Raw genomic sequence first — 16,138 nt, 5'->3', positions numbered from 1 at the left:
TTTTATTAGGAATAATGAAAGAGAGAAATGAGGCGAAAATATGGAAAAAATAGCAATTGGTGTAGATATTGGGACAACTCAGACAAAAGCAGTCGCTTTCAGAGCGAATGGAACAGTTCAGACATCAGCCTACGTTCGTTATCCACTCATTCAGGGAGCAGAAGGCATGGCGGAACAAGATGTGGAGCAGATTTTTCAAGCAGTAGTTACATGTATCAAACAGGTGGTAAGTGACGTGCACCCTATTGGGATTTCAGTTGTATCTTTCTCTACAGCGATGCATGGATTAATTGTCATAGATAAAAATAATCAACCGCTGACTCAAGTCATCACTTGGGCTGATAATCGCGCAGAAAAATATGCGGAGGAATTAAGGGATACCGCTTTAGGAAAAATGATGTATCAAAATACAGGAATGCCGATGCATCCAATGACTCCTTTTCATAAAATTCGATGGTTAAAAGAAGAATTTCCAGAAATTTATGAGCAAGCAGAGAAATTTATCGGTATGAAAGAGTATGTTTTTTATCGTTTATTCGGTCACTATGTTACAGACATTAGTACTGCTTCTGGGACAGGTTTTTTTAATATCCATGATCTTATTTGGGATCAGCTAGCGTTAGCGGAAATGGAAATCACAATCGAACAGTTGCCATTGTTGGTCACACCTACGCACCAATTAACAGGGTTAGATGCGGAATGGATAGAGCAATTAGGTTTGTCTACAAAAACCATTTTTGTGTTGGGAGGGGCAGATGGACCATTATCCAATCTAGGATTAGGCGCTATGAAAAAAGGAACAGCTACATTGACGGTTGGAACAAGTGGTGCATTGCGCTATATTGTTGAGCAACCTTACACTCATCCTCAAGCTGAGACTTTTTGCTGTGCTCTTGATGAGAATCATTGGGTAATTGGAGGCGCAACAAGTAATGGAGCTGGAATTTTCGATTGGGCGTGCGAAAATTTATTGAAAGAACTTCAAACAGAAGCGTGTATGGCTGGGAAAAATCCTTATGATGAGGTAATGGCGGCAGTAAAAGGAACGCCAGTTGGAGCTAAGGGATTAATGTTTCATCCTTATTTACTTGGAGAACGCGCACCGTTGTGGAATGCTGAAGCTACAGGAAGTTTTGTTGGTTTGAAGCGAAATCATGATGATAAATTGATGATGCGTGCAGTGATAGAGGGAATTTGTTTGAATTTAAAGCGTATTTTGACAGAATTAGAAGAGCTAGGCGGAACAGTGAGAGAAATTCGGGCAACAGGAGGTTTTGCTGATTCTGAGGTTTTTAAAAAAGTCATGGCGGATGTTTTTGGGTATAAACTTTCATTAACTAAAAGTATTGAAGCTTCAGCTTTCGGAGCAGTTTTATTAGGTTGGAAAAGTTTAGGTGTAATTCCAGATTTAGAGACAGCTTGTGAACAAGTTAAAATTTATGAAGTGGTAGATCCCAACCGTAAAAACTATCAGATATATCAACAGATTTATCCGCTGTTTATAACAACTCAGCAACAGCTATCCGCTAGTTATCATCAATTAGCTAAATTAAGAGTAGATTTAGAATAAAATTATTTTGACAAATAAGACTGAACTTGTTTTACTAGTAATAAGAGAACGGAGGAAAGGAAATGAAAAAATTATGGGTCATCCCCTTATTTTTAGTTGTGATTTTTCTGACAAGTTGTGGGTCTAAAGGGATCTCAGCAGAAGATGCTGGTGAGCTGTTTGTTGATCGCTTGGTGTATCAAACAGAAGAAAGTAAGTTTGATAAGGAATTTCGTGATGGCGAACAGGTTGGGAAGGAACTAGATGGAAATACTAAAACTTTCGAAAAAAATTTCATCAAAGGTTTGTCTTCTACAGGAGCAAAAGTTCCGCCAAAACAGGCTGACCAGTTAACAAATGAACTTTTACAGCAAGCGAGAGAAAAAGCAACCTATAAAATCGTTCAAATAGATGAAACAAAAAAGGGGACAACAATTACTTATTACGTAACTGGTTTAGATCTGGTAAGTGCGATGCAAGAGATGACAAGACAGCTAGTAAAAGTTACATTAGCTGATCCCGAAATAGCTAATGATGAGCAAAAAACATTAGAAGAAACTATTTCTATCTTAGAAGAGCGAGTTAAATCAATTAAAATAAAAACTGATCCAGTTGAAGTGAAATTACATTTAGAGAAAGAAAAAGGTAAGTGGTTTGTACCAGAGAATCAAAAAACGGTAGTATCTAATTTGTTTATGGCATTCATTTCTGGTTCAAAAGATACGGAGACGATGAATAAAGAATTGGAAGAAGCGTTAAACGAAGTTGCCAAAGAAATTATTGATTCAATGGACACTGTACCGATCCCTAAGAATAATTAACGTTTTAATTTATAATTATTATTAAATGATAATTTGTGTAAAAATGAAGATATTAGTGTACTTTTTTGTTATCTTGTAATACAATTGTATTAGATAAAAATTTAGGAGGATGATGTATAATGAAATTTGAACAAACTAAAGAAGTGTTGAACCAACTAGTTGCAGATCTAAGCCAGTTTTCAGTGGTAATCCACCAAACTCACTGGTATATGCGTGGACCAGAATTCTTGACATTACACCCTAAAATGGACGAATATATGGATCAAATCAATGATCAATTAGACGTTATTTCTGAGCGTTTGATTACATTGGACGGCGCTCCTTACTCAACATTACAAGAATTTGCTGATCATACTGGCATTGAAGATGAAATTGGCACATACGAACGTACAATTCCTGAACGTATGGAAAAATTAGTAGAAGGTTACCGCTATTTAGCTGACTTATACCAAAAAGGAATTGAAGTTTCTGGTGAAGAAGGCGATGATTCTACACAAGATATTTTTATTGCAAACAAAACAGATATCGAGAAGAATATTTGGATGTTGCAAGCAAAATTAGGTAAAGCACCTGGTATTGATGCAGATTCACGTACCAAAACTCGCTAATCAACAGAATTTGAAGAGCGTGGGACAAAACGAAAGATCAGTTTTGTTTCGCGCTCTAAATCCGAATAAACGGCGAGAAAAAAGCAGCGACTACGCTTCGCTCCGATCACATCAAATTCTAAGTGCTAAAGCACTAAGTTTTGAAGGCTTCGGAAATAAGCTAAACGCTTTTGTCTCGGCCTCTTTTTTAGTTTTCATCACTTTCTAGATTCAGCTTGCTGCGCTCAATGGCGGCTCTCACTTGATCGAATCCAGTTCCACCATACGAATGGCGACGTTCGATTGCTGTTTTTGATGTAAGTGTTTGGTAGATGTCTGATTCGATCAACGATGTAATCGCTTGGTATTCTTTTAATGGTACATCCTGTAAATAAATCCCTTGTTTTGTACACTGTAATACTAAATTTCCAACAACTTCATGGGCTTGTCTAAAAGGCATCCCTTTGTTTGCAAGATAATCTGCCAACTCTGTTGCGTTTGAAAAATCTTTTTCTGTCGATTGTTCCATTATTTCTTGATTTAGTTTCATTGTTTCTATCATGCCTGTGATAATCTCTAAACTAGTTAAAACTGTATGAGACGTATCAAACATGCCCTCTTTGTCTTCTTGCAAGTCTTTGTTGTAAGCTAATGGTAAACCTTTTAAAACGGTTAAGAGGCTGAATAAATTCCCATATACACGACCGGATTTCCCGCGGATCAATTCTGCCATATCCGGGTTCTTTTTTTGAGGCATAATCGAACTGCCTGTAGAAAAAGTATCCGTCAACTCGATAAATTGAAATTCGTGGCTGCACCACAAGATAATTTCCTCGCAAAAACGAGAAAGATGCATCATTAGAATAGAACTATTGCTAAGAAATTCTAAGATGAAATCTCGATCACTCACGCCGTCTATACTGTTTTCATAGACTGACGAAAAACCTAATAACTCAGCTGAATATACCTGATCTATAGGAAAAGTCGTTCCTGCAAGAGCGGCAGAACCTAATGGAGAGATATCGATTCGTTTCAAACTTTCAGAAAAACGTTCTTGATCTCGTGTAAGCATGCCGTAATAAGCCATTAAATGATGGGCGAAGGAAATAGGTTGTGCGTGTTGCAGGTGAGTGTAGCCTGGCATAATGGTCTCAATATTCTCTTCTGCTTTATGAACTAAAACTTGGCGAAATAAGTGGATTTTTCCGATGACTTCTTGAACGATTTCTTTTAAGTAGAGATGCATATCTGTAGCGACTTGATCATTCCTGCTGCGGCCTGTATGCAATTTCCCAGCAACAGGACCGATTTTGTCATGTAGATGTTTTTCAATGTTTAAATGGATATCTTCATTTTCTATACTGAATTCAAGCTCGCCAGCAGTTAACTTTTCCTGAATGGCATTAAGTCCCATAGTAATCTGCTCAGCTTCTGCTTTCGTTAAAATCCCGGTTTTAGCTAACATTTTTACATGAGCTAAACTCCCAGTAATATCTTGTTTGGCTAACGTTTGATCAAAAGGAATCGATGCACCAAAGGCATCTATCCATGCTTCACTTTTTCCTTCAAAACGTCCGCCCCATAATTTTTTCATTATATACACCTCATTTATGTATTATTATTCATTGTGATAAGTAACAGGTCATCTACTTACTGTTTTAGATAACCTGCTACTTATCAATTGTTTATGGAAGATAGCTATAGCTGAAAAAGATTGAATTTTTCATGTCGTAAGGAGCTTAGCTATAAGAAAATATAAACATTATCTCACTTTCAAATTCAGTTTATATCAAAATAAAATCAATTTTTGTTTAAAGCCGCTTGGACTTCTGCATTGACTTTGGTAGGTAGGCCCCAGAGTTTGATGAAACCAACAGCAGCATCTTGATCAAAAGTATCAGCAGATGTATAAGTTGCCAAGTTTTCGTTATATAGACTGTTTGCTGATTTACGTCCCTCAACAATAGCATGACCTTTGAATAGTTTTACCCGAACCACGCCATTTACATATTTTTGCGTAGATTTTAAGAAAGCAATCAATGCGTCTGTTAACGGATTGAACCATAAGCCATCATAAATAATTTGGGATAATTGGTTTTCGATGACTGGTTTGAAGTGTGCTACTTCACGAACGAAAGTCAAATCTTCTAGTTCTTTATGAGCGGTCATCAATGTGATTGCTGCTGGACATTCATAAACTTCCCGTGATTTGATCCCCACTAAACGGTTTTCTACATGATCAATCCGACCGATTCCGTGTTTCCCTGCTAAATCATTCAAATTTAAAATTAAATCAGATAATAGCATTTCTTTTCCATTGATTGCTGTAGGAACGCCTTCAACAAAAGTTAATTCGATAATATCCGCTTCATCAGGCGCATTTTCTAAGCTAACTGTTAATTCATAAGCACCTTCTGGGGGTGTTGCCCAGGGATCTTCTAAAATCCCACATTCATTGGCACGGCCCCAAAGGTTTTGGTCGACAGAATAAGGGGTGTCCAAGTCTGCAGGAACGGGTACACCTTTTTCTTTGGCATAATTGATTTCTTCTTCACGTGACCATTTCCATTCTCGAACTGGCGCAATGACGTTGAGTTCAGGTGCAAGGGCATTGATCGCAACTTCAAAACGTACTTGATCGTTCCCTTTTCCTGTACATCCGTGAGCAATTGTTGTAGCACCAGTCTCGTGCGCTAATTCTACTAATTTCTTAGCAATCAGCGGACGGGATAAAGCCGAAACTAACGGATAAGATTGTTCATAGAAGGTATGACCTTGTAAAGCAATCAAGGCAAATTCTTGAGCGAATTCCTCTTTGGCATCAATGGTATATGACGCAGAGGCGCCAACTTCTAATGCTTTATTTTTGATGAAATCTAAATCTTTCTTTTCACCCACATCTAAACAGCAAGCAATCACGTCATATCCTTCGTCAACTAACCATTTAACAGCAACAGAGGTATCTAGTCCTCCAGAATAGGCTAAAACAACTTTTTCTTTCATGAGTAACACTCCTTATTTTTTAATTGTCCTTTTTGATTGTTCTCATCATATCACTTGAAAATACAAAGATCAACACTTTTTGTAAATAAATATGCATAAAATTAAATATTTAAGTAAAATTATACATTTATATGTTTGGAAGTCGCATAATATACATTACGCATTTTTTGGCGTTTTACACTTTTTAGTGGAGGATATCTTTTTGAATCGAAAAAAAGAAGAAGAAAAATAATGGAAAACATCAGAAATTCATTGACTTTACTAGTGATAGAAGGTATCATGTTAAATGGTATTGTTTGCCCCACAATGAGCCCCGGAAACTCAAGTGTATGTCAAACATCGAATAGAAAATTGGAGGAAAAAAACGTGCGTACAACATATATGGCCAAATCTGGCGAAGTAGAACGTAAATGGTATGTAGTAGATGCGACAGATATCCCAATGGGACGTCTATCAACTGTAGTTGCTTCTATCTTACGTGGAAAAAATAAACCAACATTCACACCACATGTGGATACTGGAGATTTCGTAATTGTAATTAATGCTGACAAAATTAAATTAACTGGTAACAAAGCAAGCGATAAAATTTACTACCGTCACAGCCAATACCCAGGTGGGTTGAAATCTGTTACTGCTGGTGAATTACGCGATAAAAACTCTCGTCGTTTAATTGAAACTTCTGTAAAAGGTATGCTTCCTAAAAACACTTTAGGCCGTAAACAATTTACTAAGTTGAACGTATACGGTGGCGCAGAACATCCACATGCTGCACAACAACCAGAAGTATTAGATATTACTAACCTAATTTAAGGAGGGAAATTCATTGGCTCAAGTACAATATAGCGGCACTGGCCGTCGTAAAAAATCTGTTGCCCGCGTACGTTTAGTACCAGGTACTGGTAAAATTACTGTAAATAAAAAAGACGTTGAAGAATATATTCCACACGCTGATTTGCGTGAAGTTATCAACCAACCATTTGGCGTAACTGAAACTAAAGGCGCTTATGATGTAATGGTAAACGTTAACGGTGGAGGTTACTCTGGTCAATCAGGTGCGATCCGTCACGGAATCGCTCGTGCATTATTAGAAGTAGATCCTGACTTCCGCGGAGCTTTAAAACGCGCTGGACTTCTTACTCGTGATGCCCGTATGGTAGAACGTAAAAAACCAGGTCTTAAAAAAGCCCGTAAAGCTTCACAATTCTCAAAACGTTAATATATCTTTATATATCAACATTTCAAGGCACTTTCCAAATTTTGGAGGGTGTCTTTTTTTATGCCTTTGGGTACGAAAATGGGTACGACTTTTTCAAATCAATTATTCTCGTAAGTGAAAGGTGTGAAGTGTGCTATCTTAGACCTGTTATTTAATTTGTACTTTGGCTTGTTGTAATCGCTGTTCAAATTTCTCATAAGTAGATAAATCAACAATGTTTGGCGTATTCACATACACTTCTGTTGTTTTGGTATCTGAATGTGTTAAAGCTCTTGAAATTTGTTCCATTGAAGCACCACCTTCATATGCTAAGGTACTAAAGGTATGTCGCAACTTATGAGGTGTCGCATGAGCTAAATGTTGATGTCTACGCTTTACGGAATTGATACGATAATTGAGATAGTCAATGTGAACAGGAACGTTGATATTGACTTTTCTATCTGTATAAGTAAAAAGAAATTGATCAGAAGTTTGCTTGATACCAACTTTTAATAATTCTTTTGCTTGCTCTTTTTTCCACCTTGTTAAAAGTTCAATCAGTGAAGTTGGTAAATGGAATTTAGTATTTTTTCGACCTTTTGTAGCAGTTAAATTTCCGATTTTGTCTTTACTCTGAACAAGAAGAATTGTCCCTTCTTTTAAATCAATATGTTTCCACTGTAAGGCATAACTTTCACTTTTTCGGTCACCTAGATTCAATGTGAGTGTAAATAAAACATAATCTTGAAAAGTTAGTAATTCTTTTTTCGTATCTTCATGAATTGCTTCTATCCAGTTAAATTAACTGTTCGGCTGTTAAAGCTTCACCTTTTAGCATACGTTCCATTTTTCTACGCTGTTTTAAAGGGTCACCTACATAACGGATAATTTTAGCAATACGATTATATTCGATATAATCAAGTAACTCTGCAATATCAAATACTTGGTTTACATAACTTTTAATGGTTTTGATATTTGCATAGGTTTGCGCTTTAGCATTTAGTTTTCGTAAAACTAAATCTTTGCTATTGTTTAAGACAAACAAGGAATACTCACCGAACATTGGCAGAATATGCAAGCGGAATAGGTCTTGTGTGTTGAGAACGGTTTGTTCTGCTGGAATTTGTCGGCTTCTTCCGCTTGATCCATTGCGATAAATGTCGAGCCAAACTGTTTCATAAAACTCTTGAAAAGTAATAGTTGATTTCAGTTCAAAAGCACGTTCATGTTTTTCAAGTTTGACTCGTTCAATTTTTTCTAAAATTTCTGCTTGCTTCGCTTCTTCTTTTGAGGAATAGGTTTTTCTGAAACGTTGTGTTTTAATACCTAAGATTTCTCTTACTTCTTTTGGATAGAATACTTCAACTTTGTAGTTGCCACTGTTCATTTTTGTTATTGCCATAAATCTTTTCCTACTTTCTTGACGTGAATCAGAACGTGAAAAGACTACATGTTGATTATAAAATAAAAATCTTACTTGTAAATCATTTTTTCACTAATTATGCTGATTGAGTGTAACCTTTTAGCCAATTATCAACTTCTACTCTGTCATAAAGTACAACACCTTGAATATTGATTTTGGGTAATCCTTCCATGATTAATTTATCAACAGTGTTGTTAGAGAGATTAAGATAATGACAGAGTTGGTTTTTCTTAATATAGCGTTCATTTAAGCCGAGTTCTACTCGAAACTGATTAACTTCTTTGATTAATAATTGGTGAATGGTTTCTTGTAAATGTAGTTGTTGTTGTTCAGATAACAAGATAGTGAGTTCATTCATGAATATCGTCTCCGTTTTTTTTGATTTTTGTGTAACGAACCTTGCTTTCTTCAAACATAAGTATTGGTTCTGTTATTTCGTATAAATTCCATTCTCTAAAAAGGAATGGTTTCTTTTTTGTATATTCTTTCGTTACTAATACTTTTTGATTAGAAACATTATAAGGTGTATCTGTTCGTTTCTTTGTCTCTTTAGGAAGGCGTAAATTTTGAGATTTGAAGAAAGCTTTCTTTTTGTATTCCTTTAGCTCTAATTCTTTATCAAAATATTTACTGATATATCTTCCTCGATTCTCGATACTATCCACATCAATTTTATTTATTCTAACGGCACCATGTCCCCATGTGCTTAAAAGCTGTTTATGAGGAACGTAAGGGAAGTGAAAGAGAATAATGTGATAATGGATAGCTCCGCGCTTTTGCTTCTCCCACGTAGCTAAGTAGCGAATTTGAGCTTTCTTGGTTTTATATAATTGGTAATTTAATCGTTTAATAAATTTTTTGAACTCACTATTTGTATAGTCAATATCTTCTATGTTTTCTTTAAAGGTTAATGTTAGAAATTTCGTTTGTTTGTCAAAGTTTGTGTCAATTAATCGTGCAATATCAAATCGTTTCGTTTTATAATGTTTTTGTTTTCTCTTTAAATTGTCATATTGTCCTTGTGCAGATAGTTCATCAAATTTTTTTCGTGTTGTTTTATCTTCTAGCCATTCAAGTTTTTCTTTTTTCGTTTCTTCTGTTTTTGATCGTTTTGAATAGATTGGTTGCTCATATTCCCAAATTTCTATATACGTAGGAGTTTCAATGATTTTCTGATTGTAACTCGTATACAGTGTTTATCACTCCTAAATGTAGAAATTGAGTGGCGAATGACGAACTAAGTCTTGTACCTTTATTTTCGCCAGATGTTGTCCTATAGAACAAGTAAAGGGGAAGAAAGGCGTTGCCTTTCTTCCAGACAACACGTCCATCGTTTGGTTGTTTTCGAGCGGAAAGCGGTGTTGGGCTTGATTGCCCTACCGCTTCCGTCGAAACCACCCGCTGGAAGTATTGTCAGAATCAGGTGCGGAAGTTTTCTCTATCTGTGTTACTCTGTGGGATAAATCAATGATTCGTTTGTCTATGTCATGATACTGTCTGACTAGCGCATTGATAACCTTATCTCTTTCTCTCAATTTTTCATTGAAAATCTCTGTAATAAAGTCAATAAGTTCATGATGTTTCATCAAATCAACTTTCTCGTGAACATTAAATAATTGTCTTAAAGCATTATCACGTCCAATTTTCGGAATTAAATGAGCGACTTCTTGAAGTTTTTGAATTTCTTCTGTAGAAAATACCCTTGTTTTCCGATGATGTTTCGTTTGTCCCTTTCGTCCATGACTGACAAAGGGGATGTATTCGTATTGAAAAGTATAATCACATTCTTTTTGAATGAAATTTGCCCACTTATTTAACGTAGATAGAGAGTGAAGCCCATGAACTTGTTGAACGACATCATGGGCTGTAAAAAATTGCTCTCCCATTATTTTTGAGTAATAAGTTTTGCGGATTTTGCTGTAGCAGAAAGCCCGTAACTAACAAATTGCCCATTGGCACGCCCCCATGCAGAAATCGTTAATCCTTCAAAAGAAACCAATACCATTCCTTGAGATTCCAGTTCTTCTTTAGAAATAACAGGAAATTCACTTGAGATTTTCACACTAACTTTTTCAAAGCGTAATTTTGGTAATACACATTCATATGTCCAACCGAGTACTTCACCATCTTTTTGCCATTTTGTTACTTGTACTACTTGATAATCTTTTTCTAATTTGTTCTCAGGTAAAACTAAATCACTAATTTTTACTGCCATTTTTACATGCCTCCTTTCTTTTTAGTACGTATTTTAGTACAAAAATAGTATAAAACAAAAATAGGTGGCTTGTCAATACGTTTTAGTACAAAAAATAGTACGAATGTGTTTTACTCTAAATATAGAATCTGTTATGATAGATTTAGCATATTAGTTGAAAGGAACAATGATTATGAAGCCTAATAAAAAGAAGGTCGCAAATAGAATACGAGAAATTAGGACAAATTTAGGTTATAGTATGGAGGAGTTTGGGAAATTAATAGGTAATTCTCCAAGAAGTTCTGTTAATAATTGGGAAAAAGGGGTTAGTATTCCCAAACGAGATAAGTTAGAAAAGATAGCTTTGTTAGGTAAAATGATGCCAGATCAGATTTTGTATGGGAGAGCTGAAGAATATTTATATGATTTAATTGAACAGAATTTTGACGTGAAACTTAGTGATAGTATACTTTTTTCGATTTTTGAAGCTATTCCACCGGCAAAACGTACATATGACGATATGATGTGGTTAGCGGTAGCTAAGTATGTTCTAGACAATGGAACGTATGGAAAAAGAGTAGGACATTTAGTCTATACTTCAATATTGGGAATGCCTAATTTATATGCTGGACGATATAAAGATGAATTTATTGAACAGAGTGAAAGCTTTAATCAATTAGAAATCATGTATTACGTTTATGCAGAAATTGAAAAAAACAGATTACATGTCATTCCTTTTTCATTGAATGAGAAGAATAGCAAGTTATTTTTTGAATTTCCAATGTATATTGAAAAAAAAAGAGAACATCAAGTATTTACAGAGAATTTTGATGAAATAGGATTAACTTTGGAAGGTTCCTCTATCATTTATTATGGAATAGATAAGGACAAAGAAGTGAAGGATATTCGTTCATTTCAGTATAATGAAAAAAGAAATAATTATGTTTTAAGCAAATCAAACAATTCTATTTATTTAGGAATATTTATAGATGAGCTTGAAAAAGAAATTGAGCAGATAGAAAAATAGAATCTTCCGTGTAAAATACCTACTGCTAAATTATCATGAGTGCAAGAATAACTATTGCTTATAAATGACCGAATAACAAGGAGTGGTTGTTTTGAAAACTTTATAAAGCATGTATATCTTTACTATTAATCAGGTACAGTTATTTAATGTTGTAATGGAAATTTTTAGTAGTTATGTAAATAGAATTATATAATATTTATTAGGAGAATTACGATGAACTTTTTTGTGGAATATATGAAAAATAGAAAGAAGTTATTTTTTTTGTTATTGTTTTTTACTTTACTGAGTTCAGTAGTATCAATACCTATACCATATCTTTCAAAATATCTTATTGATGTGGTTTTTATTGAGAAGCAGTATAATCGTATTTGGATATACTTGACTGTTGTTACAGTTATTATCCTAGTACAATTGATTACTGGACGAGTAACTATAAGGCTCTCTGCAAATTTTTTTCAAGGTTTTTTATTTGAAATCAGAAAAAAGATATTTAAGAATAGCTTTAATACGAGTTATAAAGATCAATCGTCATTTAGTACAGTTGTATTTAACGATTCAGAACTTTATGCTAACAATGTTCAGCAAATTATCACCACTGTACTCACAAATACGTTTACTGGGATAGCTTATATTCTTGTAATGTTGAATATAAATTGGAGGTTATCACTGGGAACATTTCTGTTTATTCCAGTTTATATTATTTGGATTATGTATGTGAGCTCTAAACTTAGTGTGCTTAGTAAAAAACAACAAAACGCTAAAGATGGATTATTATTTTCTATCAACAATGCAACATCCAATTTAGAAGTTATAAAGATTTATAAATTCACAAAATTTGTAATTGATTCCTTTAATTCAGTAATAGATAAAAATAAGCAATTAAACATTAAGGCATCAATTTATCAAAATTTCATTAATATAGTTGCGGGTATAATCATTACCATAGCATCAATTGTTCCTTTTATCATTGGTATTAACCTTGTAAAAAATGGTAGTATTACTATTGGGAGCTTAGTGGCGTTTAATTCATATAGTAGTTTATTATTCGTACCTCTAACTCAGCTAATTTCAATAATATCAACTATTAAAATATCTAATGTTTATAAATCAAGAATTCAGTATTTTACCACTGAGGAAGGCATTTTGGAAGAAATAACAATTCCAAGAGTCAAAAAAATTGATATAAATAATCTAAACTTATACACAAATAATACGTTACTTCTCGAAAATGTAAATTTAACTCTCTATTCAGGAAAATGGGTACGCTTTTTAGGTACAAATGGTAGTGGAAAATCTTTATTTTTGAAGTCTATAGCAAAACTTTATACGAATTACACTGGAGAGATTATACTAGAAGCTAGTAATAATAATTTAATTAGACTAGATGAAAATATTTGTATAAGCCCCAACAAAATTATTTATGTATCGAATAAACAGAATTTTCCATTAAACAATTTATTTGAAGAATTTACGATTGGAAATAAAATTACGAACGATGAAATTAATGATGCTTTGAATATTGTAGGAATTGGTGATAAAATATCCGCTTTGCCAAATGGTCTTTACACCTCTAACGACAAAGTTCAGGATGAGTTCAGTACTGGTGAAGTGCAAAAAATAAGGTTAGTGAGAGCACTTGTAAGGAAACCAGACTTTCTATTTTTGGACGAAATATTGTCGAATATTGAACCGATACAAAGTATTCAAATTTTAGAAAACATACGTCAAAAATACCCAGATATTTCTTTGATTGTTGTAGAACACCATTTTGCTGACAATGGATTGTTCAATGAGCAAATATCTATAATAAAAAATGAGATAATTCAAGATGGTATCTGGTAGTTACTAATAATAGGTACGGTATCGTACTTAACGAAATATTATTTATTATTCTATTGATATTATTTACATCTAGGAGTAAAATAAAATTGTAATTGTGATGCATTGAGCAAAAACTTAGAGGAGGAATATCTATGTATGGAAGAAGTCGGGAAAATATTTTTGGAGAACCAAGTAGTGTAAGTGTACTATCAAAGTCGCACAATAATTCATTAAACATCAAGGCACCCTTAATTCTGAATAGGAATTCAAGTTCAGATGATATTAACAGTATTTTAATTGAACTGTTTAATAATGATCAACTAAGTGAAATCTGTAAATCCAAAAACGAAGAAAAGTTTATTAAGTTTTTATTTGAAAAAGGAGTTCTAAAAGCAGCGGCTGAAGATGCAGGAGCTGATTCTAAAGGGTGGCTTGTGGCTAATGCTTATGTAGCAGGTAACAGTGTAGCAATAGTCGCATTACAAGTTATTGCAGCAGTTGGAGCCGTTGTCATGGCAATTGCTGTCCGTAAACCTCAAGAGGAGGAAAAAGCAACAGCTTATATTAAAGAAGTGAGAAATCCTATTTTAAATACTTGCAGAACAATAGCACGTAAATTAGGAGGAGATGACTTCGGTAGTCAAATTCATAATTTATTTTATGGTTTGGAGAGTGGTGAATATCAGATTGTAGTGAAGGATAGTGAATGCATTGTCGATTTCGCAAGATGATATAGAAGTAGTTGCTAACTATTATCCAAACTCCGCAAGTATAATACTTACTTTTAAATGTAATGCAATGTGTGCAGAATGTTGTTTTGAATGTGGACCTAAAAACCCATTTTCATTGAGTAAGGAAAATATAGTAAACATAATTGATAGAGTAGTTGAAACTAATTCAGTGAAATTTTTGGTTTGGACTGGCGGCGAAGCTTTTTTAAATTATGATCTTTTGTTATTTAGTATGAAATATGCTAGGACAAAAGGTATTTATTCTAGAGTCGTTTCAAATGGGTTTTGGGCTACTACTAAAGAAAAAGCTAAACAAAAGTTAATACCATTAGTAGAAGCGGGTTTAGCAGAACTGAATATATCAACAGGGGACAACCACCAAGAATATATTTCGTTTGATCGAGTTATGAATGGCACTGTAGCAGCAGTTGAATTGGGTATTCTAGGAGTCATATCTGTAGAAAAAACTAAGAATTCGATTTTTACTATAGAAAATATTTTTGAGCATCCACTTTATAAAAAATTAAATGAATCAGAGTATAATTCTGATCTATTTAAAGCTGTATCATCAATTTGGGTTTCTTTCCATAATGATCAACAATATGAATACGATTCTGTTCATTTAAACTCACCAGAACTTTCAAATGGATGTGATAATATCTTTTCAATGTTTGTGGTAGATCCTAAAAATAGAGGACTGTCTTGCTGTGGAATCACGGTAGAATATATTGATGAATTGCAGTTAGGTAATATAACTAGTGAGAAAAATTCTCTAACGAGAATCTTTGATACACAAAAATCTGACTTTATGAAACAATGGCTTTTTGTTGATGGTCCAGTAAAAATCTTAAAACAGGTGAAAAAGTGGAATCCTCAAATTGATTCCCCAAAATTTTACCACTTTTGTCAAACTTGTGCTTATATTTTTAATAATCAAGATGTAAAAGAGACGATTTTAGAAAATTATACTGATATAATTGATGATGTTCAGAATCGTTTTGTCCAAAAAATAAAGTTGAAATCTATGATGAGAGATTGTTCGGTATGACATACATTAATTAAAAGAATATGTATATTATGATTTAAATAATGGATACTTTCATTAAATTTTACTATCTTAAAAGTAAATAAAAATTAGGGAATGATATTTTTGAAAAAAATGAAAAATAAACAGATGAAAACTTTCACTAAAAAAGATAAAAAGGCAGCTGATTCAGAAGTGAAGGTGAGTAAGCGGAATATAAATCAAATATTGATAGGGTTCTTAGTATTTGTTTCAATTGGTGGAATTATTTTAAATAAAACTATTTTGAAAGATAGTTCGTTTGATTTGTTTCCACTAATTTGTTCAATTTTTGTGCTATCTATATTAATAGCAAGTTTTTTAGGAGTAGATCCATCAAAAAAATCTCAATTTTTTGTAGAAAAGGGAGTTGGATATGGTTGGACAATTAATCCAAGAAATCTATGGGGGTTTTTAATATATCTGATCCTTTTTTTGGTAACATTATTGCCATATTTTGGTTTTTAAAAAATAGGTTATGCTACTAATTGTTATAATATAATTGCAGTCTGTTCTGATTCACGTTTATTTTTGGGTACGTTCCTAGGTACGAGTTATCTGAAATTAGATGGAAGTAAATAAAACTGTTTTTAATGAATTTTTTTCAATCCATTGTTATTAAAGAATTTTGAAGCACAGTCAAAATCTCTGACACACAACCAGGTCTTAAAAAAGCTCGTAAAGCTTCACAATTTTCAAAACGTTAATATATCTTTATATATCA

At 33.6% G+C, this 16,138-nt stretch carries 18 protein-coding genes; 10 read left to right on the top strand and 8 right to left on the bottom strand.

What is annotated here, in order from left to right:
• The first annotated feature begins 40 nt into the window (after positions 1 to 40).
• The 3 genes from AC4BBR_RS16085 (at position 41) to AC4BBR_RS16075 (ending at position 2,978) form a co-directional block, all read left to right on the top strand.
• The gene (locus tag AC4BBR_RS16085; protein WP_490460474.1) at positions 41 to 1,570 is read left to right on the top strand and encodes a gluconokinase; all 1,530 of its coding nucleotides are present in this window, start codon (positions 41 to 43) and stop codon (positions 1,568 to 1,570) included.
• A gap of 62 nt (positions 1,571 to 1,632) precedes the next feature.
• The gene (locus tag AC4BBR_RS16080; protein WP_490460473.1) at positions 1,633 to 2,370 is read left to right on the top strand and encodes a DUF5105 domain-containing protein; all 738 of its coding nucleotides are present in this window, start codon (positions 1,633 to 1,635) and stop codon (positions 2,368 to 2,370) included.
• A 119-nt stretch (positions 2,371 to 2,489) separates the two neighbouring features.
• Positions 2,490 to 2,978 (top strand): Dps family protein, encoded by a 489-nt coding sequence (locus AC4BBR_RS16075; RefSeq protein ID WP_490460472.1) that lies wholly within the window; start codon positions 2,490 to 2,492, stop codon positions 2,976 to 2,978.
• A gap of 187 nt (positions 2,979 to 3,165) precedes the next feature.
• Here AC4BBR_RS16075 and argH read toward each other — a convergent pair whose 3' ends face one another.
• Together argH and AC4BBR_RS16065 are read right to left on the bottom strand one after the other, a co-directional pair.
• Positions 3,166 to 4,551 carry an argininosuccinate lyase gene (gene argH, locus AC4BBR_RS16070; protein ID WP_490460471.1) on the bottom strand — a complete coding sequence of 462 codons (1,386 nt, stop codon included), beginning with the start codon at positions 4,549 to 4,551 and terminating at the stop codon, positions 3,166 to 3,168.
• A 206-nt stretch (positions 4,552 to 4,757) separates the two neighbouring features.
• Positions 4,758 to 5,960 carry an argininosuccinate synthase gene (locus tag AC4BBR_RS16065; RefSeq protein ID WP_490460470.1) on the bottom strand — a complete coding sequence of 401 codons (1,203 nt, stop codon included), beginning with the start codon at positions 5,958 to 5,960 and terminating at the stop codon, positions 4,758 to 4,760.
• Between the two features lie 381 nt (positions 5,961 to 6,341).
• Here AC4BBR_RS16065 and rplM point away from each other — a divergent pair, with 381 nt between their 5' ends.
• Together rplM and rpsI are read left to right on the top strand one after the other, a co-directional pair.
• Complete coding sequence (gene rplM / locus AC4BBR_RS16060; RefSeq protein ID WP_071865853.1) at positions 6,342 to 6,770, top strand: 50S ribosomal protein L13; 429 nt, start codon at positions 6,342 to 6,344, stop codon at positions 6,768 to 6,770.
• Positions 6,771 to 6,783: 13 nt separating this feature from the next.
• Positions 6,784 to 7,176: a 30S ribosomal protein S9 gene (gene rpsI / locus AC4BBR_RS16055; RefSeq protein ID WP_010771970.1), complete on the top strand. Its 393-nt coding sequence runs from the start codon at positions 6,784 to 6,786 to the stop codon at positions 7,174 to 7,176.
• Positions 7,177 to 7,323: 147 nt separating this feature from the next.
• Here the strand turns inward: rpsI and AC4BBR_RS16050 are convergent, their stop codons facing one another.
• The 6 genes from AC4BBR_RS16050 to AC4BBR_RS16025 all read right to left on the bottom strand — a co-directional run bounded on the left by AC4BBR_RS16050 (position 7,324) and on the right by AC4BBR_RS16025 (position 10,793).
• Positions 7,324 to 7,938 carry a tyrosine-type recombinase/integrase gene (locus AC4BBR_RS16050; RefSeq protein WP_490462141.1) on the bottom strand — a complete coding sequence of 205 codons (615 nt, stop codon included), beginning with the start codon at positions 7,936 to 7,938 and terminating at the stop codon, positions 7,324 to 7,326.
• 13 nt (positions 7,939 to 7,951) lie between these two features.
• Entirely contained in the window at positions 7,952 to 8,557 is a 606-nt protein-coding gene (locus tag AC4BBR_RS16045) for an integrase (protein ID WP_490460469.1), read from the bottom strand.
• A gap of 97 nt (positions 8,558 to 8,654) precedes the next feature.
• Positions 8,655 to 8,936 (bottom strand): helix-turn-helix transcriptional regulator, encoded by a 282-nt coding sequence (locus AC4BBR_RS16040; RefSeq protein WP_490460468.1) that lies wholly within the window; start codon positions 8,934 to 8,936, stop codon positions 8,655 to 8,657.
• Positions 8,929 to 9,528, bottom strand: a complete 600-nt coding sequence (locus AC4BBR_RS16035) for a rolling circle replication-associated protein (RefSeq protein WP_490462140.1) — start codon at positions 9,526 to 9,528, stop codon at positions 8,929 to 8,931. Before AC4BBR_RS16035 ends, AC4BBR_RS16040 begins: the two co-directional genes overlap by 8 nt.
• A 426-nt stretch (positions 9,529 to 9,954) precedes the next feature.
• Positions 9,955 to 10,464, bottom strand: coding sequence for a hypothetical protein (locus tag AC4BBR_RS16030; protein WP_490460467.1), 510 nt, complete (start codon positions 10,462 to 10,464; stop codon positions 9,955 to 9,957).
• Positions 10,464 to 10,793, bottom strand: a complete 330-nt coding sequence (locus tag AC4BBR_RS16025) for a hypothetical protein (RefSeq protein ID WP_490460466.1) — start codon at positions 10,791 to 10,793, stop codon at positions 10,464 to 10,466. The genes AC4BBR_RS16030 and AC4BBR_RS16025 overlap by 1 nt, the downstream gene beginning before the upstream one ends.
• 172 nt (positions 10,794 to 10,965) lie before the next feature.
• On the opposite strand from AC4BBR_RS16025, the gene AC4BBR_RS16020 reads away from it, so the two are divergent.
• The 5 genes from AC4BBR_RS16020 to AC4BBR_RS16000 all read left to right on the top strand — a co-directional run bounded on the left by AC4BBR_RS16020 (position 10,966) and on the right by AC4BBR_RS16000 (position 15,882).
• Positions 10,966 to 11,799 (top strand): helix-turn-helix domain-containing protein, encoded by an 834-nt coding sequence (locus tag AC4BBR_RS16020; RefSeq protein WP_490460465.1) that lies wholly within the window; start codon positions 10,966 to 10,968, stop codon positions 11,797 to 11,799.
• Between the two features lie 213 nt (positions 11,800 to 12,012).
• Positions 12,013 to 13,641: an ABC transporter transmembrane domain-containing protein gene (locus AC4BBR_RS16015; protein ID WP_490460464.1), complete on the top strand. Its 1,629-nt coding sequence runs from the start codon at positions 12,013 to 12,015 to the stop codon at positions 13,639 to 13,641.
• A 131-nt stretch (positions 13,642 to 13,772) separates the two neighbouring features.
• On the top strand, positions 13,773 to 14,351 hold the full coding sequence (locus tag AC4BBR_RS16010) for a hypothetical protein (protein ID WP_490460463.1): 579 nt from the start codon (positions 13,773 to 13,775) through the stop codon (positions 14,349 to 14,351).
• A complete protein-coding gene (locus tag AC4BBR_RS16005; RefSeq protein WP_490460462.1) occupies positions 14,323 to 15,399 on the top strand; it encodes a radical SAM protein in 1,077 nt (358 codons plus the stop codon). The genes AC4BBR_RS16010 and AC4BBR_RS16005 overlap by 29 nt, the downstream gene beginning before the upstream one ends.
• A 102-nt stretch (positions 15,400 to 15,501) precedes the next feature.
• Complete coding sequence (locus tag AC4BBR_RS16000; RefSeq protein ID WP_490460461.1) at positions 15,502 to 15,882, top strand: hypothetical protein; 381 nt, start codon at positions 15,502 to 15,504, stop codon at positions 15,880 to 15,882.
• Positions 15,883 to 16,138 lie beyond the last annotated feature (256 nt).

It is taken from the genome of Enterococcus sp. AMC1251 (genome assembly GCF_058216535.1).
This window is presented reverse-complemented; position numbering and strand designations above follow the sequence as displayed.

Coding starts and splice junctions, on each gene's coding strand:
- AC4BBR_RS16085 (WP_490460474.1), top strand. CDS start 41: ATGGAAAAAATAGCAATTGGTGTAGATATTGGGACAACTCAGACAAAA.
- AC4BBR_RS16080 (WP_490460473.1), top strand. CDS start 1,633: ATGAAAAAATTATGGGTCATCCCCTTATTTTTAGTTGTGATTTTTCTG.
- AC4BBR_RS16075 (WP_490460472.1), top strand. CDS start 2,490: ATGAAATTTGAACAAACTAAAGAAGTGTTGAACCAACTAGTTGCAGAT.
- argH (WP_490460471.1), bottom strand. CDS start 4,551: ATGAAAAAATTATGGGGCGGACGTTTTGAAGGAAAAAGTGAAGCATGG.
- AC4BBR_RS16065 (WP_490460470.1), bottom strand. CDS start 5,960: ATGAAAGAAAAAGTTGTTTTAGCCTATTCTGGAGGACTAGATACCTCT.
- rplM (WP_071865853.1), top strand. CDS start 6,342: ATGGCCAAATCTGGCGAAGTAGAACGTAAATGGTATGTAGTAGATGCG.
- AC4BBR_RS16045 (WP_490460469.1), bottom strand. CDS start 8,557: ATGGCAATAACAAAAATGAACAGTGGCAACTACAAAGTTGAAGTATTC.
- AC4BBR_RS16040 (WP_490460468.1), bottom strand. CDS start 8,936: ATGAATGAACTCACTATCTTGTTATCTGAACAACAACAACTACATTTA.
- AC4BBR_RS16030 (WP_490460467.1), bottom strand. CDS start 10,464: ATGGGAGAGCAATTTTTTACAGCCCATGATGTCGTTCAACAAGTTCAT.
- AC4BBR_RS16025 (WP_490460466.1), bottom strand. CDS start 10,793: ATGGCAGTAAAAATTAGTGATTTAGTTTTACCTGAGAACAAATTAGAA.
- AC4BBR_RS16020 (WP_490460465.1), top strand. CDS start 10,966: ATGAAGCCTAATAAAAAGAAGGTCGCAAATAGAATACGAGAAATTAGG.
- AC4BBR_RS16015 (WP_490460464.1), top strand. CDS start 12,013: ATGAACTTTTTTGTGGAATATATGAAAAATAGAAAGAAGTTATTTTTT.
- AC4BBR_RS16010 (WP_490460463.1), top strand. CDS start 13,773: ATGTATGGAAGAAGTCGGGAAAATATTTTTGGAGAACCAAGTAGTGTA.